General features: G+C 58.7%; 21 protein-coding genes and 4 tRNA genes. 11 read left to right on the top strand and 14 right to left on the bottom strand.

Annotation, left to right across the window (positions count from 1 at the left end):
- The first annotated feature begins 183 nt into the window (after positions 1 to 183).
- Positions 184 to 660 carry a DUF6586 family protein gene (locus ABJM11_RS06755; RefSeq protein WP_348294987.1) on the top strand — a complete coding sequence of 159 codons (477 nt, stop codon included), beginning with the start codon at positions 184 to 186 and terminating at the stop codon, positions 658 to 660.
- A gap of 60 nt (positions 661 to 720) precedes the next feature.
- Positions 721 to 981: a hypothetical protein gene (locus ABJM11_RS06750; RefSeq protein WP_348294986.1), complete on the top strand. Its 261-nt coding sequence runs from the start codon at positions 721 to 723 to the stop codon at positions 979 to 981.
- A gap of 38 nt (positions 982 to 1019) precedes the next feature.
- On the opposite strand, the gene ABJM11_RS06745 is transcribed toward ABJM11_RS06750, so the two are convergent.
- Positions 1020 to 1508: a SulA-like leucine-rich domain-containing protein gene (locus tag ABJM11_RS06745; protein ID WP_348294985.1), complete on the bottom strand. Its 489-nt coding sequence runs from the start codon at positions 1506 to 1508 to the stop codon at positions 1020 to 1022.
- Between the two features lie 76 nt (positions 1509 to 1584).
- Complete coding sequence (lexA, locus tag ABJM11_RS06740; protein WP_348294984.1) at positions 1585 to 2193, bottom strand: transcriptional repressor LexA; 609 nt, start codon at positions 2191 to 2193, stop codon at positions 1585 to 1587.
- 182 nt (positions 2194 to 2375) lie between these two features.
- Here lexA and ABJM11_RS06735 point away from each other — a divergent pair, with 182 nt between their 5' ends.
- Complete coding sequence (locus tag ABJM11_RS06735) at positions 2376 to 3371, top strand: amidoligase family protein (protein WP_348294983.1); 996 nt, start codon at positions 2376 to 2378, stop codon at positions 3369 to 3371.
- Entirely contained in the window at positions 3364 to 4128 is a 765-nt protein-coding gene (locus ABJM11_RS06730; protein ID WP_348294982.1) for a type 1 glutamine amidotransferase, read from the top strand. Before ABJM11_RS06735 ends, ABJM11_RS06730 begins: the two co-directional genes overlap by 8 nt.
- On the opposite strand, the gene ABJM11_RS06725 is transcribed toward ABJM11_RS06730, so the two are convergent.
- Entirely contained in the window at positions 4113 to 4313 is a 201-nt protein-coding gene (locus tag ABJM11_RS06725; protein ID WP_155939962.1) for a hypothetical protein, read from the bottom strand. The genes ABJM11_RS06730 and ABJM11_RS06725 overlap by 16 nt on opposite strands.
- A gap of 11 nt (positions 4314 to 4324) precedes the next feature.
- Between ABJM11_RS06725 and ABJM11_RS06720 the strand changes: the two genes are divergently transcribed.
- Positions 4325 to 5011: an SIMPL domain-containing protein gene (locus tag ABJM11_RS06720; protein ID WP_348294981.1), complete on the top strand. Its 687-nt coding sequence runs from the start codon at positions 4325 to 4327 to the stop codon at positions 5009 to 5011.
- Positions 5012 to 5020: 9 nt separating this feature from the next.
- Here the strand turns inward: ABJM11_RS06720 and ABJM11_RS06715 are convergent, their stop codons facing one another.
- Together ABJM11_RS06715 and ABJM11_RS06710 are read right to left on the bottom strand one after the other, a co-directional pair.
- On the bottom strand, positions 5021 to 8758 hold the full coding sequence (locus tag ABJM11_RS06715) for a translocation/assembly module TamB domain-containing protein (protein WP_348294980.1): 3738 nt from the start codon (positions 8756 to 8758) through the stop codon (positions 5021 to 5023).
- Complete coding sequence (locus tag ABJM11_RS06710) at positions 8755 to 10449, bottom strand: autotransporter assembly complex family protein (RefSeq protein ID WP_348295138.1); 1695 nt, start codon at positions 10447 to 10449, stop codon at positions 8755 to 8757. The genes ABJM11_RS06715 and ABJM11_RS06710 overlap by 4 nt, the downstream gene beginning before the upstream one ends.
- 298 nt (positions 10450 to 10747) lie before the next feature.
- Between ABJM11_RS06710 and ABJM11_RS06705 the strand changes: the two genes are divergently transcribed.
- The 4 genes from ABJM11_RS06705 to ABJM11_RS06690 all read left to right on the top strand — a co-directional run bounded on the left by ABJM11_RS06705 (position 10748) and on the right by ABJM11_RS06690 (position 15944).
- Entirely contained in the window at positions 10748 to 11935 is a 1188-nt protein-coding gene (locus ABJM11_RS06705; protein WP_348294979.1) for an acyl-CoA dehydrogenase family protein, read from the top strand.
- 49 nt (positions 11936 to 11984) lie between these two features.
- The gene (locus tag ABJM11_RS06700) at positions 11985 to 13193 is read left to right on the top strand and encodes an acyl-CoA dehydrogenase family protein (protein WP_348294978.1); all 1209 of its coding nucleotides are present in this window, start codon (positions 11985 to 11987) and stop codon (positions 13191 to 13193) included.
- A 231-nt stretch (positions 13194 to 13424) separates the two neighbouring features.
- Positions 13425 to 14432, top strand: coding sequence for a hypothetical protein (locus tag ABJM11_RS06695; RefSeq protein WP_348294977.1), 1008 nt, complete (start codon positions 13425 to 13427; stop codon positions 14430 to 14432).
- Between the two features lie 30 nt (positions 14433 to 14462).
- Entirely contained in the window at positions 14463 to 15944 is a 1482-nt protein-coding gene (locus tag ABJM11_RS06690; protein WP_348294976.1) for an amidase, read from the top strand.
- Here ABJM11_RS06690 and nhaD read toward each other — a convergent pair.
- The 3 genes from nhaD to ABJM11_RS06675 all read right to left on the bottom strand — a co-directional run bounded on the left by nhaD (position 15934) and on the right by ABJM11_RS06675 (position 18947).
- Positions 15934 to 17271: a sodium:proton antiporter NhaD gene (gene nhaD / locus ABJM11_RS06685; protein WP_348294975.1), complete on the bottom strand. Its 1338-nt coding sequence runs from the start codon at positions 17269 to 17271 to the stop codon at positions 15934 to 15936. The genes ABJM11_RS06690 and nhaD overlap by 11 nt on opposite strands.
- A 160-nt stretch (positions 17272 to 17431) precedes the next feature.
- A tRNA-Met gene (locus ABJM11_RS06680) sits at positions 17432 to 17508 on the bottom strand.
- A gap of 101 nt (positions 17509 to 17609) precedes the next feature.
- Positions 17610 to 18947, bottom strand: coding sequence for an acetyl-CoA C-acetyltransferase (locus tag ABJM11_RS06675; protein ID WP_348294974.1), 1338 nt, complete (start codon positions 18945 to 18947; stop codon positions 17610 to 17612).
- A gap of 166 nt (positions 18948 to 19113) precedes the next feature.
- On the opposite strand from ABJM11_RS06675, the gene ABJM11_RS06670 reads away from it, so the two are divergent.
- A complete protein-coding gene (locus tag ABJM11_RS06670; protein WP_348294973.1) occupies positions 19114 to 20520 on the top strand; it encodes a 3-oxoacyl-ACP reductase in 1407 nt (468 codons plus the stop codon).
- A 90-nt stretch (positions 20521 to 20610) separates the two neighbouring features.
- Here ABJM11_RS06670 and ABJM11_RS06665 read toward each other — a convergent pair.
- The 6 genes from ABJM11_RS06665 to ABJM11_RS06640 all read right to left on the bottom strand — a co-directional run bounded on the left by ABJM11_RS06665 (position 20611) and on the right by ABJM11_RS06640 (position 23332).
- Positions 20611 to 20686 (bottom strand) — tRNA-Val (locus ABJM11_RS06665).
- 11 nt (positions 20687 to 20697) lie between these two features.
- Positions 20698 to 20774, bottom strand: a tRNA-Asp gene (locus tag ABJM11_RS06660).
- A 69-nt stretch (positions 20775 to 20843) separates the two neighbouring features.
- Positions 20844 to 20919 (bottom strand) — tRNA-Val (locus ABJM11_RS06655).
- A 79-nt stretch (positions 20920 to 20998) separates the two neighbouring features.
- Positions 20999 to 21241: a hypothetical protein gene (locus ABJM11_RS06650; RefSeq protein ID WP_348294972.1), complete on the bottom strand. Its 243-nt coding sequence runs from the start codon at positions 21239 to 21241 to the stop codon at positions 20999 to 21001.
- A gap of 87 nt (positions 21242 to 21328) precedes the next feature.
- The gene (locus ABJM11_RS06645) at positions 21329 to 22207 is read right to left on the bottom strand and encodes a DUF2846 domain-containing protein (RefSeq protein ID WP_348294971.1); all 879 of its coding nucleotides are present in this window, start codon (positions 22205 to 22207) and stop codon (positions 21329 to 21331) included.
- Between the two features lie 117 nt (positions 22208 to 22324).
- The gene (locus tag ABJM11_RS06640) at positions 22325 to 23332 is read right to left on the bottom strand and encodes a hypothetical protein (protein WP_348294970.1); all 1008 of its coding nucleotides are present in this window, start codon (positions 23330 to 23332) and stop codon (positions 22325 to 22327) included.
- Positions 23333 to 23513: 181 nt separating this feature from the next.
- Here ABJM11_RS06640 and purE point away from each other — a divergent pair, with 181 nt between their 5' ends.
- A complete protein-coding gene (gene purE, locus ABJM11_RS06635; protein WP_348294969.1) occupies positions 23514 to 24005 on the top strand; it encodes a 5-(carboxyamino)imidazole ribonucleotide mutase in 492 nt (163 codons plus the stop codon).
- The last annotated feature ends 95 nt before the right edge of the window (positions 24006 to 24100 follow it).

The raw sequence follows: 24100 nt of genomic DNA, 5'->3' as shown, positions 1-24100 counted from the left end.
AGACGATCAAAAGTCACTCAACCGGGCGCCTTTTTGCCAAATTCAAACGACCGTTTCAAGTGAATCTTTGTAGTTTCTTGTCAAAGACACGCGGATTGACGGGAAGGGAGAAATCCCTGGCCAGAAATGTTATCATTGGCAGTTAATCCATTGCTCGACACAGCTCGTTAGACAGGTCACTCCATGGCGTCACCGTGGCATTCACTGGTTTCCCAGAAAATTTTTCTTGCCAGAACCCTGCTGGCTCAGTTGGACGAGAACGACAGCGTACCAACGCGGGAAGCACTGGTTCAGGGGGCGGTGGAGCTCGGTCTGCGCGCCAGGAAGCTGATTCTGGTCATGGTGGCAAGAATGTATCAGGAGAAACTGGCACAGCCCGAAAGCCTGGAAGCACTAATCGAGTTGCTCGGAAGCGACATCCCGGAGACAACGGAACTGACCCGACTGGCTGGCGAGACCAACAGTTGGTGGAACCACCTTGATCAGCTGGAACGACATCAGGGCAATCCGCCAGTGGCCAGGAAAACCGTGAGTGATGAAAACGTGATTGCTGTTTCTGCCGATACCGGGCCGGACAGATCAAGACAGGCTCTGGAACAAACCCTGACGGCCATCAAACACTTTACCGACACCCTTGAGGAACGGCACAGCGAGTGGTAATACCATAGCCCGTCGCTGCTATCCGCCGACACCCGGGGAATGAACTGAAAGGCTAACTGAATGTCACCCTCATTTTTTGAAATTGTACAACTGAGCAACGGCGATTATGCACTTCGCCGTATCGACGACGACAGCGAACCGCTGGTAAAAATATCGTTCTCGGCCGAAGCCAGGGAAATGATGGAAGACCGGGATATGAATGTGGCCAAGGCCATGATTTCTGCCGGCATTGAGGCCGCAGGCAATGTTGCTCATGATATTGACTGGGACGAAGACGAGCCAGATGCGCATGACATCCGGCCCTCTTATACACTTCATTGACGTGGCAACTTCACCGAACGACGCACACCGCTGAGACTTCAGCGCTGGCGCAGGACGACGCCGTGACTGTTTCCTCTCGCCGAAGCCTGCTCCAGTGAAGTCAGGGCTTCACGCCCCAGCTTCCGCGTCCACATTACGACGGCATGACAGGTGCCTGCGCTGAGCGCCCGCTCTGCCAGTTGCCGGGCCGGATAGTCCGAAGTGGACCGCAATACCAACAGCTCGCCCGCCACGATCCCGCGCATGGTCTGCCACTTGCTGACCAGGCTTTGGGGCGGGTCGATCCAGGCCAGCCACCGCTTTTCCTGGTTCAGCTGAGTCAGCATCGGCAGCAGCAGCTGGAAATTTTCAACCTGCCCTTCCGGGAGAATGATTTCCGTCACATTGCCTGTCGGCTGCGCCGGGCGTGAACGGTTCGCTGTTTCACGCTTCACATCATGGCTGCTCAGACCGGCAGCCTCCGGGCCGACGAATCTGCCGCCTCCGTGAGCATACGCCTGGTTCTGATTAAAGCTGAGTTGTTCCATGATAAGCCTCGTCTGCCTTTACGCTGAGCCCGGCGGAGATTGACACCCTGCTGAGCACTGCCGGAAATGTCGGGGATCAGTGAAGATCGGACCGCCGGATAACTCCGACACCCAGACCCTCGATGAATAATTCCTGTTCTGCCAGATCCACTTCAATGGGTGCGAATTCTTCGTTCTCTGCAATGAGATACACTTTGGATCCGTCCTTGCGGAACCGCTTCACGGTCACCTCTTCACCGACCCTGGCCACCACGATCTGGCCGTTATGTACATCGCTGGTGCGGTGCACCGCCAGCAGATCGCCATCCAGGATGCCGATATCCTTCATACTCATACCGCGCACACGGAGCAGGTAGTCTGCCGAGGGCGAGAAAAATTCCGGCTGCAGCGTACAGTGGTCTTCAATGTGTTCCTGGGCCAGAATCGGGCTCCCGGCTGCCACCTGGCCTATGACCGGCAATCCCGGGTCCGCTTCAACTTCCGGAAGACGGATACCACGGCTGGCTCCCGGAACCATCTCGATGGCCCCCTTCCTGGCCAACGCCCTGAGGTGTTCTTCAGCAGCATTGGCCGAACGAAACCCCAGTTCTGCGGCAATTTCCGCTCGGGTCGGTGGATATCCGGTCTCGTCGACGGAGCGACGAATGATTTCCAGTACCTGTGTCTGCCTTGCTGTCAGCTTCATGTCTCGGTGACCCCGGTTAGCCCTGTTTTTATATACAGTGATTTGACTATATACAGTGTTTTATCCAGTGTAAAGTCTGCGCCTGAAATTTTTCCAGCGCCTGTAGGTTTTGGCCGGCAACGGTCATTTTCACTGTATGGGTCTGTGGTAAGGTATCGCTAACCCCCTGTGGAGACGCATTAATGAGCAACAGATGCAGCATGCCGGACATCATGAGAACCGATGACGGAAAGGAACGTAAAGTCGGTGTGGAGATTGAACTGTCCGGCCTGGGATACGAGGCGCTCGTTTCCCTTTCATCCCAGCTGCTTGGCGGCGAGGCGAAGGCCGTTTCGCGTTATGTATCGGAAATTTCAACTGATGTCGGTGCTTTTACCATCGAACTGGATTCCGACCCCATCAAAGACCTGGATCTGCAAGACCAGAGATTACCGGAATCGGTCCAGGAACTTGGCGGCCAGGCAATGAGCGTGATAGACGCAGCAGCCGAGAAAATCGTGCCTCTGGAGATCATCAGCCCTCCGCTACCGTTCAGTGAGCTGGAGCGCATAGAAAAGCTCTGTGACGAGCTCCGCAAGGCGGGCGCTCTTGGCAGCCGGGAGGCCATCTACTATGCATTCGGCCTGCAACTGAACCCGGAGCTTCCCGACCTGAAGGCCTCCACCCTGGTGCGTTATCTGCAGGCGTTTGCAGCGCTGTACGAATGGCTGAAGACACGTCACCAGATTGACCTGAGCCGCAAGTTCACCAGCTATATTGAACCGTGGAGCAGCACCTATACCGATCTGCTGGTAGCTGAAGATTATGATCCGGACATGGATCAACTGATGAAGGACTACCTTCACTACAACCCGACCCGGAACAAGGCGCTGGACCTGCTGCCGCTGTTTGCCCACCTTAACAGCGATCTTCTGTCCGCGTACGTAAAGGATGAGCGCATCAAGAGCAGGCCCACCCTGCACTACCGGCTGCCGGACTGCGACATCGATAATCCTCTGTGGCATTTCTCGACGGTATGGAACGACTGGGTGGTACTGGAACAACTGGCCGCCAACGCCGGCGATCTGGCGGAACTGGTCACCGAGTTCCGCAAAAGCCGTAAGCTGAGTTTTCACAACCTGACCCATAGCTGGGTCGATACCTGTGAGCAGTGGCTGCGGTCCCGTAGTTATGCCTGACGTCATCGAGGAAAAGCCGGAGCATCCCGGCCTCACCATCGGGATCAGTGGCCCTGCCCGCCGCAGCCTGGCGCATCGGTTGATCAGCTTTGCCCTGCGCATGCATGGGGCGCGCACCCATTTCATTCGCCCAGGCTCCAGGGTGGATGTTTCCCTGCTTGATGGCCTGGTACTCTCTGGTGGCACCCATGTTCACCCCTCCCGGTATGGTCAGGCACCCCAGGTCACGGCGAATTATGACCCGCGGCGGGATGAGACTGATGTTCGCCTGCTTTCCCGGGCGGAGGAGCTGAATATCCCGGTGCTGGGAATCTGCAGGGGTGCCCAGTTCATCAATATTTTCCGTGGCGGCTCGCTGTGCCAGAACGTCACCCCCCTGCGGGTAAATACCCGTCACCGCCCGCTGCTGTTGCCCATGCAGACTGTCCGCATTGTCAGCGACAGCCGTCTCGGACAGGTCATGCGCCAGCCAGTGATTGGTGCCAACCGCATTCACAGCCAGACCATCAAGAGGCTGGGACAGCACCTGCGTGTTGTCGCTCTGGATAATGACCATTTCGTGCAGGCGATAGAGAACACCCGCGGTCAGTGGCTGATGGGAATCCAGTGGCATCCTGAATACCTGCTTTATCACGGCGGCCACAGGCGTATCTTCAGGCACTTTGTCCACGCTGCAGAAGAGAGAAAACTGATAAGGCTGGATGAGCCGGCGGAGCCTGATGACTCCCCCGGTGAAGAATTTCAGAGCGGCAGGTAACGCTGCAGAACCGCTTTGATTTCGCGTATTTCCCTGGCATCACCGGGCAGGGCTTCCAGGTGGCGGGCCGCCCACTCTTTCAGTTGATCCCGGGTCGTCACATAATGGGGATCACTCCCGGTAAGCCTGAGCAGGATGTCACGCTCCCGGGGAGTCAACCTGACCTGATTATTGTGTAAAAGCATGGAGATCCCAAATGTTTTCTACGGCCCATCGATATCTGTTGACTCCAGCCGCCCTGGCCTCCCTTTCCCTGGGCGCAATGGCCGGTGAGGTAAGCCTTAGCGGCCAGGCCTCAGTAAAGTATACGCCAGACAGCGCCCGGCTGCAGTTTACCGCCAGTGCCGAGCACAGCCTGCCGGAAACAGCAACGCAACGCGTGAACGAACAAATGGAGCAATGGCGCGATGGCATCAGCGACTACCGTGACCGGCTCAACGCCTACAGCGATGCTTCTGTTAACCTCTACAGTCGCTCCATCCCGTCCCAGGAGCGTGACCAGAAACCGGAAAAAATGGCCGTCGCCTCACAAACAGTGAGCTTCACCATTGACGATCTTTCCCTGCTCAATCCCATTCTGCAGCAGGCTCAGGCACTGGGTATGGATTACAACGTGGGGCAGCACCAGTTCTTCCATTCCGACGAGAGCAGTCTCCGTAAGCAGGCGCTGGCCGGCGCCATCGCTGACGCGAGGGCAAGATGCGAATTTGTGGCCAATGAACTGGGCAAGCAGTGCGGAGAGGTGATCAACATCAGTGTCGATGACGGCTACCAGCCCCCGGTTCCGATGATGGCGGAGATGCGGGCCTCGTCCGCTCCCGTGTCCGACGTAGGTCTACGGGAACTCACCTCCCGGGTCAGTGCCACCTTCGAACTGGAATAAGAGGCTGGTTCAGAAATCCCGGGTGTAGAAAATATCCAGGGAAGCTGCCAGGCCGCTGGCAGCTTCCAGATAGAAATACTTTCCAAGATCGTAACGCAAGGCAACGGTAGTGATCGGCTCGAAAATACCCACGCCATAGCGAATACTGAGTTCATCGGTCAGGTAGCCACTGGCAACCACCGCAGACTCATCTCCGGAGCCCTCCGCTTCCAGCATCAGATTCCGTATACCCAGTTCCTCACCAAGGCCCTGAGTGACCTTGTTGGCCTGGGTCAGCCCGAGTGAAATGGCCGCCCGGCTCATCTGCCCTTCGTCCCCCCGGCTTTGAGGCGCCCGGCCCAGAATGACATAGGATAATGCATCTGTCTGGGGCATCTCCGGCTCTGAAAACACTTCCGTCTGGGGAGAACTTACCGGGCCGCTGAGTCTTATTCCCGCTACGACGGTATCCACTCGCCGGATAGCTTCGATGTCCAGATACGGCTCTGTCAGCGGCCCTACAAAAATCAACCTCGCCCTTCGCAGTTCCAGCTCCTGTCCGTAGGCTTCATACTGGCCCTCAACCAGCCGCAGCTCACCGCGGGTGTCCATGTTGTTGCCGATACGCAGGGTGCCCTTGAGGTTCCCGGTCACACCAAAGCCACTGAAACTCACCTGGTCATCCCCGACCACGACTGTCACATCCATATCCAGGGAGCGCAAACCACCCTCTTCCTGTTCCGCGCCGACAATCACCTCGTCTTCCGATACCGAGACTGCCTGGGCCGGCAGCTCCCTGATCTCGATCTCGCCACGGGGCACCTCCAGGCGGCCGGTTACCGCAAGGTCGCCCCCGCTGTAGGTGACGGTGATATCCGGAACCAGTTCTACGCGGGCGTAAGGGTCATAGCTGAAAGGCAACCGGTCCCCCGTAAGATTGATCTCAACCGAGGGTTCCGCGGACCAGTCCACTCCGCCCTTGATATTACCGGTACTGCGCTCGTTGCTGCGCCAGCGGCCGGAAAGGTCGGCGGAATATCCATTCAGCTCCACGCTTACAACCATGTCTTCCAGCGGTATCGGAAGCTGCGGGTCGGAAATCCGTCCGCCGGTCAAGCCTATCTGGCCGTTGACCGCCGGCTTCAATAACGGGCCCGAGAGCCTGCCCTCGCCGTTGAGTTCGCCCTCGACCACTTCCAGCCCGGCAAAAACGCCTGCCATCGCAATGTCCAGGCCCTGAACGCGGAACTGACCGTCAACCTCCCGCTCACTGTCGTTCGGATCAACCGCCATTGATACCGAAAGGTCACCCAGCTCCGGTCCCTTCAGCTCCACATTCAGTTCAGCAATTTCCGGCTTTAACCGAAGCGCGGTGGTGAAGGTGTCATAGCCCAGGGTCTGCCACTCGTCCCTGACCATGACTTCGAATTCGCCGGCGCCCGCGTCGAGTGATACCTCACCATCGGGCCCAGTGTCGGTCATCACCAGCCGTACGTCAGCGTTCAGCAGCGCATCCCAGCGCAACGTTTCCGGCATTAGCGGCGCCAGCGCGGTGGTGGGGAAGTTCTCGACCCGATAGGCGATGTTTTGAGTGGGCAGCAGGGTCTGATTTTCGGCACATACCGAGGCCTGCTGCCACTGCCAGCAATGGCTGCCGAAGGTCAGTCGACCGGTTTCAGCATATTCCAGCGCCGCCGGCCCCGTTAGCGTCCATTGTTGCCCCTGTTCCGGAACATCAATGCGCCCGCGTTCGACAGCACCCTGCCAACTCTTCCAGTTTTCGCCCGCCTTACCGGAAAATACCAGCCCGACTTCAGCTTCCTCATGCACGGCATCGACGTCCAGCCGGTGATTATCCCGGGTACCCGACAGCCCCAGCGTCAAATCCTGCAGCACCTGCTCGCCGTACCGGAGTTCGCTCGCATTGACATCAGCACTCAGGCTCAGCCCTTCGGCAAGGTCAGCTTTCACCTCCAGGTTGGCCAGGCTCAGTTCATCCAGCCAGGCCAGATCGGACCCAGACACGCTCACACTGCCTTGAGGCTGCTCGGGGGTTCCGGACATCGAAACGGTTCCGCTCAGCGAGCCCGTCACGCTGGGGAGGAGGATTTCAGGCGAAGGTATCTCCAGGGCCAGATCGCCTTCAATCTCGCTACTCCACTCGCCCTTGCCGGTTACCCGGTTATCGCCCACCTGGAGCTCCAGGTCAGACAACGTCCAGGCCCCGGTGTCACTCTCAAGAGCACCGCGAACCAGGGCGTCATTGGACTGCCAGGTACCTGAAAGATCCCACTGAGCCTCTACCAAAGGCTTGCCACTTTCAGCCAGCCGCCCACTCGTTGTGATATCGCCATTCAGGCTCGCTTCCAGAGCGGGCAACCAGTAGCCGGGGTTGAAAGCGTCCAGTTCCAGGCGCGCATCCCAAGCCAGTTGGTCTGCAAACGCAACCTTCCCCTGACCACCAAGAAACCCTGCCCCTGTGTTCACTCGCAAGCGGCTGATGTTGACCGCTTCCATATCACCTTCCAGTTCTCCGGACAGGTCCGCCTCTCCATGCGGGCCATCAACGCGGGCTTCCACACTCGCCTGGTAGGCACCAGACTGATACCGGACCTTACCGTTCAGTTGGCGGAGGGAAACGGGCGGCTGCTCAAAATCCGGAATCAGGCTGTACCAGGGGAAGGCTTCCATAGCGACGCGGGCATCCACCAGGAAGGCCTCCTGCCAGTCCATGCTTCCCGTCACCACCGCTTTCCCGGTCTCAGCATCACCGGTTCCCGGAGCCGAGAGCGCGAGGTTCAGGTCTTCCACGCCGGTGGTTGTTACCAGTCCCTTCAACGCAACCGCAATATCACCGGAGGCGCCGGGTAACGAGGTACGGGAATCGGAACGGAAGCCGTTTTCGAGGCTACCCTCCAATGCTACGACCGTGTCCTGGAGTACCAGGGTTTCAGGCAAACCCTCAGCGGGAGCAAATCGGGGGGATTTCACTGTCAGTTGCGCCGGCAACGCACTGTCCAGAGGGGCCACTCGGCCGGCAAGTGTGGCCTCCAGGTAACCAGTGCTTGTCCCCTGCACTCTCATGTCCACAGCACTTCCGCTCAGGTTGAGCGCAAGGTTCCAGTCGGGCCCATAGGGGGGCGGCAGGCTTACTCCCACATCCAGGTCGAGCGGCCAGTCGCCGCGTGTCTGTACCCGGCCGGACGCATCAATTGCTATATCATCACGAACAAAGGTGAGGTTCTGCAGGTGCCAGTCCGCTCCAGAGCCTTCGGCCCGCATCTGCAGACGGTCCCAGATCTTGCCGTTATTCAGGGTGAAAGTGCCAAGATCCACCTCCCTGACAGCCAGGCCCAGCGGCAGGTTAAGGCCGGGAAGCTCGATATCGCCGCCCTCTTGCTCATCCGCCGATGGTTGCAGCGTCAGATCGATGGTTTCCACCCGCAGGGTTTCAAGGCATAGCTGCTTGCTGAACAGACAGGTAGGAGACCAGTCAACCACCGGCCCGTCCAGATGAAGACCCACACCATAGCCCTGCCATTTCAGCGACCGGGCCTGCCACTGTCCCAGCAATGAGCCCTGCCCCTGCTCCACATCCAGACCGGGAACCTGATCAATTACCCACGCCGTTCCGGTCTCTGAGCGCAAGGCCAACAATAGCGCCCCGACCAGGATCAGAGGCAGCAGGATCAGAACGGCGAGCGCAATCAGCAGGCCGTTTCTCAGACGCTTTGGCTTGTGGGGCTTTTCCGCTGGCGCTTCGGTCATAACTCGGGCCCCATGGAAAAGTGGATACGCCATTCCCCGCCAAATTCCGGGTTCAATCCTTTTGCAACATCCAGGCGCAAGGGCCCCACCGGGCTTATCCAGCGAATACCAAGCCCAACGCCAGTGGCCAGGGGGTCCGCCAGATCATCAACGGCGTTACCTTCATCCACAAAGGCCGCCACCCGCCAGTTGTCGGCAAACTGGTACTGATATTCAGCACTGCCAACCATCAGGTAACGCCCACCAACCGCAACGTCTTCCTCATCTCGCGGCGACAGGGTTTCGTAACCATAACCACGCACACTCTGGTCACCACCGGCAAAAAACCGCAACGACGGCGGCACATCGGAAAAGCGATTGGTTGCTACACCTCCAAAATGGAAGCGGGTCAGGAAGCGGTGGTTATCCGCCAGCGTATACAGGCCCTTGAGGAGAACATTCACATGTAGAATGTCGACGTTCGACAACACGGCCCTGTGAGCACCGGTGATATCAAATTGAATGCGGTAACCCCGGGAAGGGTCCAGGGGCGAGTCGGCATGCAGCTTTGAATAGCCCAGCCCGGGCAGTAAAAGGCTGCTCTGCTCGGTCTCACCCTCGCCAATCCGGAAGCGTTCCCCCTCCCACCGCAGGGACGCAACCTGCAACCAGCCATCGTCGAGCTGGTGTTTCCACTGTTGACCGAGGGTCAGCAGTTCGGACTCAACATCCTCTATATCTTCCCGCTGGTAACCGGCAGACAAACGGATGGAATCTGTCATCGGTGGATCCAGTGGCAATTCATACCACGTGCTCAGATTCTGGCGGGGCACTGAAAGTTCGGTTTCGACGCCACGGCGATGGCCCATGGGATTAATCCAGTGTTCCCGCCAATTGCCCCGCAGACGTGGCCCCACATCGGTAGAGAAACCAATACCCGCGGCAACCGAGCGGGGTGGCCGTGTCGTCAGCCCGACATTCACCGGAATTACCCCCTCCTCCGCGCTACCGGGTGACGCCTCAATATCCACTCCGGAAAAATAGCCACTGTTGGACAAGTCCGTGTTAAGCCTGGCGATCTTGTCAGCGTGAAAGACTTCGCCCGGTTCAAAACGCACAAACTGCTCAAGGAGCTGTTGCTCGAATCCATGGCCTTCACTGAAACTGACCTCACCCAGCCGGTAACGTTCACCACTGCGGTAAATCAACGTGATGTCCGCAACCCTTTTTTCAGGGTCCACTTCCAGCCGGCGGGTAGTGAACCCGCCATCAAAATACCCCAGCCGGCTGGCGCGATTCTCAATTGTCTGGCGCAGCGAACTGTACTCACCGTGGTTCAGCACATCGCCCTTGGCCGGTTCCTGCGGCAGCGATCCCGTAAAACCGGGGTCTTCACTGGCAGGGCCCTCGATTTCCACCGTACGGGACCGAACACGCACCGGCTCGCCCGGCTGAACGGTAAGAACCAGGCGCGCCGGCTCTTCATCCTCGCCGGGTGGTTCGATGATTTCCCACTGGATAACCGGATTGTAGTAACCGAGTGCGCGGAGAGCGTCTTCCACCTGGGCTTCAGCGGTGCCGGCATAGCGCCTCAGACTGTTGGCAGTGCGGCCTTCAACCTCCCCGACAAACGCCTCCGCATTGTCCTGCAATTGCGGAAAGTCCCCCTCCACTTCGATTTCCACCTGCTGGGCCCTGGACAACGCCGGCATGGCCCAGACAAAAAACCAGAGGATCAGGAGCCGACGGTTAAAACGAGCGCTAATGTGGGGGAGCATCCAGCCGCGTTACTTTAGTCAGTGGGTTTCAGCCAGTGTGTTAAGGGGCACGGTAACACCCGGAGTGTAACGGGTAGAGGCACGGTTAATCCATGGCTATTGACCAACTTGCCTGCCGATAATGTACGACATGCCAATGGCGACGGATCGGCCCGGGCCCATGATCAGCAAACAATAGCCGCCCTGATCGCGTGCCGGCGAAAACAGGAAAGTGCCACCGAGGAGACAGCAGATGACACGGGACCCCATGGGCTTCGCCCTTTCCATGATGAACCGGCTTGCCGCGAATCCCCTACTGGACCGCTTTGGCCTGCGTGCACCGCTGGAAAAGACCGCCTACCACGGAACCCGAAGCGGTTTTCGCGCACTCTCTGTCGCGGGGCGGGAGTTTCGGCGTATGACCAGCTGGCTGCCCACAAACCGCCTGCCCGGGCGCGACCCGGCTGAACTGTTCGACCTCTCACTGACCGACGCCCAACGCATGATCACTGACCTGCTTGGCCGGTTTGCCCGTGAGGAACTAAGAACAGCCGCTGCCACGGCCGATGAAACCGGGAAGATACCAGACGATATCGCCACGGCTGCCACTGAACTGGGCTTGCCCCTGTATGCGATACCCGAAGCGTTCGGCGGCGTCGCGGAGCATCAGTCCCCGGTCACCAGTGTGTTGATCGCCGAACAGCTGGCCTGGGGAGACATGGGCCTGGCTACCGCGTTGCTGGCGCCTTTCAGTATGGCCCAGGCGCTCACCCGCTGGGGCACCGGTGAACAGCAGAGCCGCTACCTGCCAGCATTCTGTGGCGACCAGCCTCCGGTAGCGACAATCGCCATTGACGAACCGACGCCGCTGTTTGACCCTCTCACCCTGCAGACGTCGGCCCGGAAAACCGGAACCGGCTATACCCTCAACGGCCTCAAAAACGCCGTCGTGCAGGGCGAAAGCGCGGAACTCCTGTTGGTTGCGGCAGAACTCGATGGACAACCGAGACTGTTTATCATGGAAGCAGGAACCCCGGGCCTTGGCGTTAAAGCCGACCCGACGATGGGGCTCAGAGCCGCCGGCGCAGCCCGGTTACTGCTGGAGAATGTTGAAGTTTCAGCCGACGCCCTGCTGGGGGAGGACGACTTCGACTACCAGGCTTTCCTCGATTGCGGCTCACTCCTGCGCTGTGGGCTGGCCATCGAAACCGACAGCATGCGCATGCTCACGTGGCGGGCTGCCAGCCGGCTGGAACAGGGCCTTCCAGCGCACCGGGAAACCGCACTGGCACGGTTGCTCTGCAACGAAAAAGCAATGGCAGCCGGCACCAACGGCGTGCAACTGCTGGGTGGCCATGGCTTCGTCAAAGAGCATCCCGTTGAACGCTGGTACCGGGATCTGCGCTCCGTTGCCGCCCTGACCGGCGGCCTGCACGCCTGATTACTCTCGCGCCTCCAATCATCATTCCAGCCACAGCGAGCACAATGACATGAACCTTGAAGTCCCCGGAAAATTCACCCCACTGATCAACCAGGCCCGGCAAGTCGCCCGCGAAGTGTTCCGTCCCATCTCCCGCAAATACGATCTGGCGGAACACGAATACCCAAGGGAGCTGGACATGTTCGCATCCATCATGGACGGCATGAACGACGGCGCGGCCGATGGCGGCACTGGCGCCGGGAAACTTGCCCGCTCCGACAGCAACGGGGGTACTGATAACCGCAACGGCATCAACATGAAAACCGTTCTCGGGCTGACTGAACTCTGCTGGGGTGATGTGGGGCTGGCGTTGTCCATTCCCCGCCAGGGCCTGGGCAACTCCGCCATCGCCGCCGTTGCCAACGACGAACAGTTGGCCCGCCTGGGCAACACCTGGGCGGCCATGGCCATTACCGAACCCGGAGCCGGCTCCGACTCCGCCGCCATCCGCACCACCGCCACCGAAGACGGTGACCACTACGTTATCAACGGCGAGAAAATCTACGTCACCGCCGGCGAACGCGCCGACGCCGTGGTGGTCTGGGCCACACTGGACCGAAACAAAGGCCGGGCCGCCATCAAATCCTTCGTTGTAGAAAAAGGTACCCCCGGCATGACGGTGGAAAGGCTGGAGAAGAAGCTTGGCATCCGCGCCTCCGACACCGCCGCCATCCGCTTCGACAACTGCCGCGTTCCGAAAGAAAACCTCCTGGGCGATCCGGACATCAGCGTCGAAAAAGGCTTTGCCGGGGCCATGCAAACCTTCGACAATACCCGCCCTGTCGTCGCCGGCATGGCCATCGGCGTCGCCAGCGCTGCCCTGCAAAAAACCCGCGAACTCATCGCCCTCACCGGCACTGACCTCGACTACCACCACCAGACCTGGACCCAACCCGCTGTTACCCGCGAACTCCAGCTCATGGAGGCGGAACTCGAAGCCGCCCGCCTGCTCACCCTCCGTGCCGCCTGGATGGCCGACAACGGCCTGCCCAACTCCAGGGAAGCCTCCATCGCCAAAGCCAAGGCCGGCCGCGTTGGCAACAGCATTACCCTGCGCTGCGTGGAACTCTGCGGTAGCCTGGGATACAGCGAAACAGAACTGCTGGAAAAATGGGCCAGGGACTCCAAAATCCTCGACATCTTCGAAGGCACCCAGCAGATCCAGTTGCTAATCATCGCAAGGAGACTGCTTGGCAAGTCGTCGGCGGAGCTGAAATGAGCTAACCTGTGTGAAAGCGCCGAAAAATCAGGCAGGTGCAATCCGTTTTTGGTAACGCAGGGGCGGACACCTCAGAGCCTGATCGCGGCGGATGTATCACTTCTCCCCAGACCGTGCATTGCCATGGACGGCAATGCCGAGCCCCCATGGATGGGTTCACGGCGTGTCTGGGGAGAAGTGATACATCCGCCGCAGACTCCAAAACCGCAGTCATAAGGCATAGCCCCCTGAATGCTGAAAATAAACCGAGAAAACCTGAAAACCAGCCACCAATTCATCTGGTTCGTCATAGACTTCCTGATGCTGGGCCTGCTCATTATCAACCTGGCCTTCATCATCTTCGATTCCATCTACAACTTCGCGGGCGTCCAGAACCTTCTGGCCGAAAACGCCCCGGCTATCAAAGAACTCTACCACCCCATCCACGAAAACTTCCTGTTCTACGACCTCATCTTCGTCAGCATCTTCCTGACCGAGTTCGTCATACGCTGGGGCTATGCCATCAAGGCAAAGGTCTATGACCGCTGGTACTTCTATCCCTTCATACACTGGTACGACATCATTGGCTGTCTCCCCGTCGGCAGCTTCCGCTTCCTGCGGATACTGCGGGTAATTTCCATTGTCTACCGCCTGCACCAGTACAAGGTCATCGACTTCACCCAGACCCGAACTTTCCAGTTCTTCAACTTCTACTACGAAGCCTTCATGGAAGAACTCTCCGACCGCATCGTCATCAAGGTACTGTCCGGCGCCCAGGACGAAATCCGCCGGGGCTCCCCACTGTTTGACCGCATCCAGAACGACATACTCTATCCCAGACGGGACATGCTGTCGGACTGGATTTCACAACGCGTGGCGGAAGCGGCGCAGGAAGGCTACGTCCCCAACCGGGGCGCCCTGCGGAGTTACCTGGAAACCCGCGTGGACAATGCCCTCAAGCAGAATCTCGAATTGTCACGACTAAAATACCTGCCGGTCGTCGGGCCCACCATTCAGGAAACCCTGGAGGAGGCCGTCGGGGACATCGTTGCACATGTTATCCACCAGATCCTGGAGGACCTGGCGTCGGCCTCCAATCACGCCTTTATCGAAGACATTGTGAATGTGTTTCTGCCATCACCGGATGAACACGGCGGCGAAGAAGCTCCCAATGAAGCCCTGATCAACCTGATCATCGAGATACTGGATGCTGTGAAGTCTCAGGTGAAGGTCAAGCATTGGCGGTCCGAATTGTCCTGACCCGCTCCGGAAAACAATAACGAGGAAACAATGAACCCACTGCATTACCGCTCCGCCACCGAACTGGTTAGCGACCTCAAGAACGGCAAGCTAACCAGCGTGGACGTTACCAGGGCTTTCCTGGACCGAATCCGACAGCACAACGGCACCATTAACGCCGTGGTAACCCTGGATGAACAGAAGGCTCTGGACACCGCCCGGAAGGCAGACGAAGCCCTGGCAAGGGGAGACGCGCCAGGGCCTCTGCACGGCCTGCCTCTCACCCTCAAGGACACGTGGGAAGTGGCGGGCATGGCCTGCACCGCGGGCGCCCCGGCACTGAAAGATTACGTACCGGAGAAGCATGCCGATGTGGTCCGGCGACTGGAAGCCGCCGGTGCCATCATTCTGGGAAAAACCAACGTGCCCATCTACGCCACCGACCTTCAAAGTTACAACAAGCTCTTTGGCGTCACCAACAACCCCCACAACACGGCACATACCCCGGGCGGTTCCTCCGGTGGCGCCGCAGCGGCCCTGGCAGCGGGGATGACACCTCTGGAAGTGGGCAGTGACCTGGCCGGCTCCATCCGCACTCCGGCCCACTTCTGCGGCATTTTCGGCCACAAGCCGTCACGGACGCTGGTCTCCTTCCGGGGCCATATTCCGGGGCCTCCGGGCACCGAGTCCCGGCCCGACCTGGCCGAGGGCGGCCCACTGGCACGCTCGGCCAAAGACCTGGAATTGTTACTCAAGGTGATCGCCGGCCCTACCGAGCGGGAAAGCACCAGCTGGCAACTGGCCATGGCCCCTGCAGCCATCGAGTCGCTGGAGCAGGTGCGCGCAGGTTTCTGGCTGAAAGACCCGCTGTGCCCGGTCGATGATGAAATGATCGCCGGCTACGAGCAACTGGGCCGCAACCTGGAAAACCGGGGCGCATTGGTCGCCGAAGCACACCATAACCTGTTGAACCTGGAACATATCCTGCCGGCCTATTTCAACCTGCTCGGCAGCCTGCTGAGTACTTCCATGAAGCCGGCCCAACGGCGACAAATGAAATGGATCGCCCGCCTGGAAAAGTGGCTGCACCTGTTCGGGCCGGTGACGGCCTTTATCGGCGAATATGGCCGCGGCGTAAACCAACCGGTGTACCAGTGGATGGCATGGAACGAAACCAGAGAGAAAATGCGGGCGGAAATCACATCGCTGTTCGAGGAATTCGATGTTCTTCTGACCCCGGTTACGCCCACAACGGCAATCCGACACGATCACAGCCAACCGGTTTTCAAGCGGCAGATTACCGTTGCCGGTCAGCCCCGTGCCTATATGGACCAGTTCTGCTGGATTGCCCTGGCTACGCTACTCGGGCTACCCGCAACCTCGGTACCCATTGGCAAGACCAGAGACGGGCTGCCATTCAATGTGCAGGTGATCGGCGCTCCGGGAATGGATCTGACGACCATACGGTTTGCGGAGTTGCTGGAAGCACAGGGGCTTGCCGGCTTCCAGCACCCACCGGATCTCAGCCATTAATCATGAAGTGCACCCAGATACTTGCTCCGTAGCCCAGGGCGATTGCCGGTGTCCATTTCAGGTGGCTGAGGAAGGTATACTGCCCCCTTGCCTGTCCCATCAGGGCGACACCGGCGGCTGAACCTATCGATAACAGGCTGCCACCGACTCCGGCCGTCAGGGTAACCAGCAACCACTGGAAGTCCGGCATTGCCGGGTTCATGGTCAATACCGCAAACATCACCGGGATATTGTCCACCAATGCTGAAATCACCCCGATCATGACGTTGGCAAAGGTAGGCCCCAGGTCGCCATACAGTGTGGCTGACATCATGCCCAGATAACCGATGAAACCCAGACCGCCAACCGCCATGATGACGCCGTAGAAAAAAAACAGCGTATCCCATTCCGAGCGGGCAATGTGGGAAAACACATCAAAGGCACGACGACCCTGTGCCTGATCGCCCGAGCTGTCGCCGGGCGGCGTTTCAAAGCTCTCGTTCCAGTGGTATTCCTCGTGGCGTTTGAGGTAAAAACCAAAAACCTTGAGGTAACCCAGCCCCGTCATCATGCCGAACACCGGAGGGATGTGCAGGAACTGGTGAAAACTGATGGCAGTGGCGATTGTCAGCAGGAACAGGGCGCAGATCACCAGCCCGCCCGGACGAATGACATTGTCGTAGGACTCGGGCGAGGCCGGTTGCCCGTTCGGCAGGGCGAAGTGCATCAGCGCAGCCGGCACCAGGAAATTCACCATCGACGGCAGCAACAGCTGGAAAAAATCCTGGAAAGGAAGAATGCCTTTCTGCCAGACCATCAGGGTAGTGATATCACCGAACGGGCTGAACGCGCCCCCAGCATTGGCTCCGACCACAATATTAATGCAGGAAAGGGAGACAAAAGCAGCGCTGTCCCTACCCACCGCCATCACCACCGCACACATGATCAGTGCCGTGGTCAGATTGTCCGCTACCGGCGAGATACAGAACGCCAGAATACCGGTAATCCAGAACAGGCGCCGGTAACCATAGCCCTTGCCCAACAGCCAGATCCGCAGCTGATCGAAAACGCCGCGCTCAAGCATGGCGTTTATGTAAGTCATCGCCACCAGCAGGAAGAAGAACAATTCAGCGTATTCCAGGAAATTGTGACGAATCGCCTCCTCCACTTCGCCATTGGCTCCGGATACCCGATAGGTAATGGCCACCAGCACCCAGATCAGCCCGGCGGCGATCAACATAGGCTTGGACTTGCGCAGATGAATCCGCTCCTCCAGCATCACCAGAACGTAAGCCAGTCCAAAAATCGCCAGGGCGAGGTAACCGACCGGGTGGGTAACTAGATTCATCGAGGAGGTACTCCAAAACTGCGCTCAGTATGGTGAAGCTGACATCAACGGTAGGTCTGTGCGGTGTGGCTCCAGGGCACACCACAGTTTGGGGCCGGGCTGTTTACCCGTCAACGAAAAAAGGCAGACCAGTTAGCTACTGATCTGCCTTTCTTTTATATGGTAGCGGGGGCAGGATTCGAACCTACGACCTCCGGGTTATGAGCCCGACGAGCTACCAGACTGCTCTACCCCGCATCAAACTGGTGGTTAACCGGGTAAGGCCCCGATCAACGAGGTGCGCATGGTACGGGTAGAAAACCGGCCTGTCAAAGGTAAAAATTAACTTTTCCGAAGACTTACCGTTCCAGTATCGCCGTTACGCCCTGCCCGCCCGCGGCGCAGATAGAGATCAGCCCGCGACCGCTGCCTTTCTCTTCCAACAGCTTCGCCAGCGTGGCCACAATGCGACCGCCAGTAGCGGCGAAGGGATGTCCGGTCGCAAGGCTACTGCCCTTGATGTTGAGTTTGTTACGGTCAATGCTGCCCAAGGGCTTGTTCAGCCCCAGACGTTCCTTGCAGAACGCCGGATCTTCCCACGCCTTGAGGGTAGAAAGTACCTGGGCGGCGAAGGCCTCGTGGATTTCGTAGAAATCGAAGTCCTGCAGGGTCAGCCCGGCCTTCTCCAGCATGCGCGGCACGGCATAGGTCGGCGCCATCAGCAGGCCTTCTTTCTTGTCCACGAAATCCACCGCAGCCACTTCGGAGAACGTGAGGTACGCCTTGATCTCCATGTTGTTGGCCTTCGCCCATTCTTCGCTGGCCAGCAGCACGCAGGAAGCACCATCACTCAGGGCGGTGCTGTTGGCTGCGGTCATGGTACCCTTCTCCCGGTCAAATACCGGCTTCAGTGTCGCCAGCTTCTCCAGAGTGGTATCCGGGCGAAGGATGTTGTCTTTCTCCAGGCCCGCCAGGGGCGTCATCAGGTCTTTAAAAAAGCCTTCCTCGTACGCCGCTGCCAGTTTCTGGTGGCTTTCATAGGCCAGCTTGTCCTGCTCGTCCCGGGGGATGGACCATTCGTGAGCGGTGATCTGGCAGTGGCCTCCCATGGAAAGGCCCGTTCTGGGCTCACCGTTCTGGGGGATTTCGGGCTTCAGGTGTCCCGGGCGGAAACGGCTGAGAATCTTCAGGCGCTCACCGGTGGTTTTGGCCCGATTGAGGTCCAGCAGGATTTCCCGCAGGCCCTCACCAACGCCAATGGGTGCATCCGACGTGGTGTCCGTGCCACCGGCAATACCGCACTCAATCTGGCCCAGGGCGATCTTGTTGGCCACCAGAATGGCTGCTTCGAGGCCGGTACCGCAGGCCTGTTGAATGTCGTAGGCAGGTGTTTCCGGGGCCAGGCCGCTGCTGAGGGCAGACTCCCGGGTCAGGTTGAAGTCCCTGGAATGCTTGATCACTGCGCCCGCAACGACTTCCCCCATGCGCTGGCCCTGCAGGCCGAAGCGATCAACCAGCCCTCTCAAAGCAGCCGTCAACAGCTCCTGATTGCTGACCTTGCTATAGGCGGTATTGGAGCGGGCGAAGGGAACCCGGTTACCACCAATAACCGCCACGCGGCGAACGCCACTGCTGGCAGTAGCGGTCTTTTTCGGAGCTGAGGTTTTCTTTTGGGTGCTTTTCGGTGCCTGTGCCATGATGTTGTCCTGTTTGAACGAGTTTATTCATTGCGTTGCAGTTTAGCGCCGAGGGTGCCTGGCTCATTGGCACCCCTGACAGACGTGTGGGAGCGTTAAGTCAATCCAAAAACGGCCCGATTCTTTAACCTGTACGCCGATATCCGTTTCGCAAAAGGAAAATGCCATGTCTGATCGTTATCTCAAATTCGTCAACACTCCGGTCGGCCGAACTGCCGCCCAGTCCCTGGGGCTGCCCTCACCTGTCAATCTGAAACGCTGGAAACGCGCCGATCAGCCGTTCATCGAAGGTGATGTGCTTGTCGGTGCAGCCAATGGGAGCAAGGCCATTGCCGCTATCGGCAGCCTGCTGGGCGCCAGCCCTGCAAAACTCTTCCATGCCAGTGCTGTAGACACTTTGAACGATTCTGCCAAAAGCGGCAACAAGGCCAGGGCTCTGCCACTCAATACCGACATCGACCGGACATTCTCCGCCCTGGTGTTCGATGCCACCGGCATGAAAAACACCACCGATCTCAGAGCGCTTTACGACTTTTTCCACCCTACCATCCGTAAGCTTGCAGGCAATGGCCGCGTACTGGTGATCGGGCAGGATCCCGCCACCTGCCGCCAACCGGCCAAAGCCGCAGCGCATCAGGCACTGGAAGGTTTTGTGCGCAGCGTAGGCAAGGAAGTGGGTAAGAAAGGCTCTACGGCCAACCTGTTGTGGATGGCGCCCAACGCGGAAAAACAGCTGGATTCCAGTGTGCGATTTTTCCTCTCTCCCCGCTCAGCCTATCTCTCCGGACAAGTGGCCCGTATCGGCAAGAGCACAGACGCCCCTGCCACCAATCCGGTGGCTCCGCTGGCCGGGAAAGTGGCCCTGGTCACCGGTGCGTCACGAGGTATTGGCGCCTCCATTGCTGAAACCCTGGCCCGGGATGGTGCCACTGTCATCGGTCTGGATATTCCGCCCGCAATGGAAGACCTGCAAAAGGTCACGAATCCCATCAAGGGCAAGGCGCTCGCCTGCGATATTACCGATGAAAAAGCTCCCAGCCAGATCGCTGAGTTCGTGAAAGAGCACTTCGGTGGCATTGACCTGGTCATCCACAATGCTGGCATTACCAGGGACAAAACCCTCGGCAATATGCCGGAGCATTTCTGGGACATGACCATCGCGGTGAACCTGACGGCGGAAGAGCTGATTGATGAGGAACTGATGCACCAGGAGCTGCTGAGGGAGAACGGTCGCATTGTTTGCATATCCTCCATCAGCGGTATTGCCGGCAACTTCGGCCAGACCAACTACTCCACCGCCAAATGCGGTGTAATCGGTTACGTGGAGGCCATGGCAAAACAGGTGAAGAACGGCGTAACCATCAATGCCATCGCACCCGGTTTCATCGAAACCCAGATGACCGCCGCCATGCCCATCACCATCCGCGAAGCAGGCCGTCGCATGAACAGCCTTTCCCAGGGCGGCCTGCCAGTGGACGTGGCTGAAGCCATAGCCTGGTATTGCAACCCCGCGTCGAACGGAGTGAACGGGAATGTTGTTCGGGTTTGTGGGCAGTCGTTGATTGGCAAGTAGGGACATTGCCGCTGATGTGGTGTCGGATTACGCCTGCGGCTAATCCGACCATCCCGGTACCTGGATCGCGATCAGACTTCAAGGGGAAAATGGTGGGTGGTACTGGGATCGAACCAGTGACCCTCGCCTTGTAAGGGCGATGCTCTCCCAGCTGAGCTAACCACCCGGGAATAAAAATGGCGGAGCGGACGGGACTCGAACCCGCGACCCCCGGCGTGACAGGCCGGTATTCTAACCAGCTGAACTACCGCTCCGCATCAATCCCGGCCTGGACGGCCTTCGGGATCTGTAACCGGGCGGGGTGGCCCGGTGATGCTGAAAAGTGGTGGGCGGTACTGGGATCGAACCAGTGACCCTCGCCTTGTAAGGGCGATGCTCTCCCAGCTGAGCTAACCGCCCACTTTTACAGCACACTGGCGATTCAGCGTTGCTGTCTCGACCAAGTGAGACGCGCATTTTAAGCATTTGTCTGACGGTGTCAAATTTTTTCCCGGATTTTTGTGACTTTCTGCCCCGCCTGTTCAGCTTTGCGACTCAGCGACAGCTCCCTGACCCTCAACCTGCGGTTTTCGGGCAAAGCGCGCTCCGCCAGCGAACAGTTCATATGGTCCAGCCGCTTTCTGAGATGCTCGATTTTCTCGCTTACGCTACCCAAGCCTTCCGGAAGAATTTCCTCAGAAAACCGGCGGAATCTTGCCTGCAATGAATCCCTCAGCGACATGTTCAAGCGACCTTGTTGTGACTGACTGCTAACAGTCTAGTAACCGAATACGGAAACAACAATTCACTTCGGGCCGGAATGTCAGTATCAGAATATCCACCAGCCGCCATCACCTTCCGCCTCTTCCCTGCGCTTGCGCTCCTGCTCCAGTGCGGCATAGTCCCGCTCAAGCTCACGCAGCTTGCGGTCGCTTTCAAGCGGCACTGTCGGGCCGCCGCCAAACGGCCAGTACCAGGGCGCCTCCTCATACTTCCCCTCGGCTTTCAGGCGCTCGATCTCGGCCTCACGCTCTTCTTCCAGCAACGCCAGGTCGCGTTCGTAGTCGCCGTCTTCATTCACCTCCACGATGGAAACGGCGGCATGGTTGGGCGCCAGCAGATCGCTGTTGAGAAAACGGGTGGAGACGATCTCGCCGGCCTGCATGGCGTACTCCCGCGTGACGAGCTGCAAGTCGCCTGCGGTCAGAGGATGGTCTTCAGCCAGCTCGGGGTGAGTGCTCTCCGGGCCTTCCAGTTCGTTGTAACGCAGATAGTAGATCTTTCCCGGCTCCACCTTCAGCGTGGCATCCGCAATCAGGCTGAGACTGAAGGAGTTCAGGCCCTCCAGCCCCAGCAAAGGCCGGCGGATAGCAATGTGACGTTCTCCGGGGGCAACTTCCAGCCAGGTAAAGCTGTCGTTGCGGATATTGAAGTAATGGTTGTCGTCGATATAGACGCTCGGGGCTTCTATTTCATCAGCAGCCCACTGGGAATGAGTGCGGTAGAAGTACAGAACCGCGTTGCTGCGGTCCCACTGGTCATTGTCTATATGGACAAAGTCATGCCCGGATACCGGGTGCAGAAACGAGCCCACACTCTTGCCGATGGACTGATACACCGTGCAGCCGGAGCCGGACACCAGCACCAAAACCACGAATACCGCTGCCAGAAAACGGGAAAGACCGGGAAAAAGAAATCGGGTTTTCATTGTTGTTCACTCTTCATCCTTTCGCGAGTTGTCCCGATCATAACAACTGCAAACCTGCGGAACTGAGAGCTACCGCAAGGGATGAATACAAACTGTTACAAAGCTCAGTCCGGGGCGTTACTGCCCCGAAATGCGCGATCGCAGATCGTTCACTTCCTCAGACAACCGGACAAGCCGTGAGGTTAACTGGGCACGGGAAGAGTCGATCGACGCTACCGTGCGCTTCAGGTCCGCCAGATCATTACGGACCGCATTCAGCTGGCCGCTGCTGGAAAGGTTGCCCGTTGTCTCCTCAAGTGCTGCAATGCGGCTTTCCAGGCCATCAATGGTCAGTTTCTGCTCTCGCTCAAACCGGACCAACTGGCGCTCGACCAGTTGGTCGACGCCGGCAAGGGATTCATCCAGCCTGGTCAGTCTGGATGCGTTCTCCTGACCGGTCTCGCGCACGGCTGTGATCTGCCTTTCAAGATCAGACTCCACCTCGTTCAGCCGGCTTGCAATATCGGTTTCCAGTTTTTCCACCGATGCTGTCAGCGTCTCGCGGGCGCTTTTGCCCTCGTCGACGCCTGACCGCAGCGACTCAAGCCGTGACTCATGGTCGTCCAGCCGTTTCCGGTTGCGATCATTGGCCACACCCCAAAGTTTGCGAATTTCGCTGTCGGCTGTATCCAGGCGCTCGCCCTGAGTGGCCAGCCGCTCTTCAATGGACTGTCCTTTTTCCTGCAGGTTTTCACCGGTTTCGGTCAGATCGCCCTCGAACCGGGCCAGGGCCAGCTTGCTCTGGCGCGCCCAGTAGTCCGCCTCTTCAAGCTGTCCTTCCAGCATCTGGAGTCGCTGCTCCTGCTGGTACCACCCGGCACCGGCCGCACCAGCGACAATAAGCAGGGCAAGCGCCCACATCCCACCCCGGCCGTGACCACCTCCTCCGGAAGCCCTGCCCGGTTTGCCTGCAGGCTTGTTGGCGCCCCCACCTCCGGCAGCGGCCCGGCTGGGCGCCTCATGTTTTCTGTCACTGGCTGGCTTCTCGCCACCTCGGGGTTCCCGCTGGGCGGATAGCCCCTCTTCCCGTTGGGTATCTGCGGTGCCAGTACGTACTTCATCATCATCCGGACGGATCGGTTCCATAACAGCTCCAGGATATGGACGGTAAGGGTAACAAGGCATGATAATACCCGTACCTTGCAACGACGCAAAATGAGCACCCTCTGCGGGGCTTGTTAAGTGGAGGCTACATCATGATGGGTTTGCATGGTTACAGGGCCTTACATACAATGGCCGGCTTTCTCACACATCAGGACTGTTGCATATGCAGCCGCTTGTAGGACTCATCATGGGCTCAAAGTCAGACTGGCCCACCATGGAGCACGCCGCCGGGATGCTGGAAAAGCTGGGCGTAGCTTACGAGACGAAGGTTGTCTCTGCCCACCGCACACCGGACCTGCTGTTTGATTACGCCAAAACCGCTTCCGACCGGGGCCTGAAGGTTATCATAGCCGGCGCGGGCGGCGCTGCCCACCTGCCCGGCATGGTTGCCTCACAGACGTCTTTACCGGTACTCGGCGTTCCCGTCCAGTCCAAAGCCCTTAATGGTCTTGATTCACTGCTGTCCATTGTACAGATGCCCGGAGGCATCGCGGTTGGTACTCTGGCCATTGGCAAAGCCGGGGCTACCAATGCAGGGCTGCTGGCAGCTCAGATTATCGGTACATTCAGGGACGATGTTCGTCAGGCTGTTGATGAATTCCGTGCGAACCAGACACAGACGATTCTGGACAACCCTGATCCCAGCGATCAGTGAATTCAACTCCACAGTCGACTGAGCAGGTCGGGGCAGGCTTTCCAAAACTGTGCGGAGCCATGGATGGCGGAGCTCAAGCGCCACAGGGATGTGCT

Source organism: Marinobacter sp. (genome assembly GCF_039977835.1).
In the GTDB taxonomy this organism is placed as follows: Bacteria; Pseudomonadota; Gammaproteobacteria; order Pseudomonadales; family Oleiphilaceae; genus Marinobacter.
This window is presented reverse-complemented; position numbering and strand designations above follow the sequence as displayed.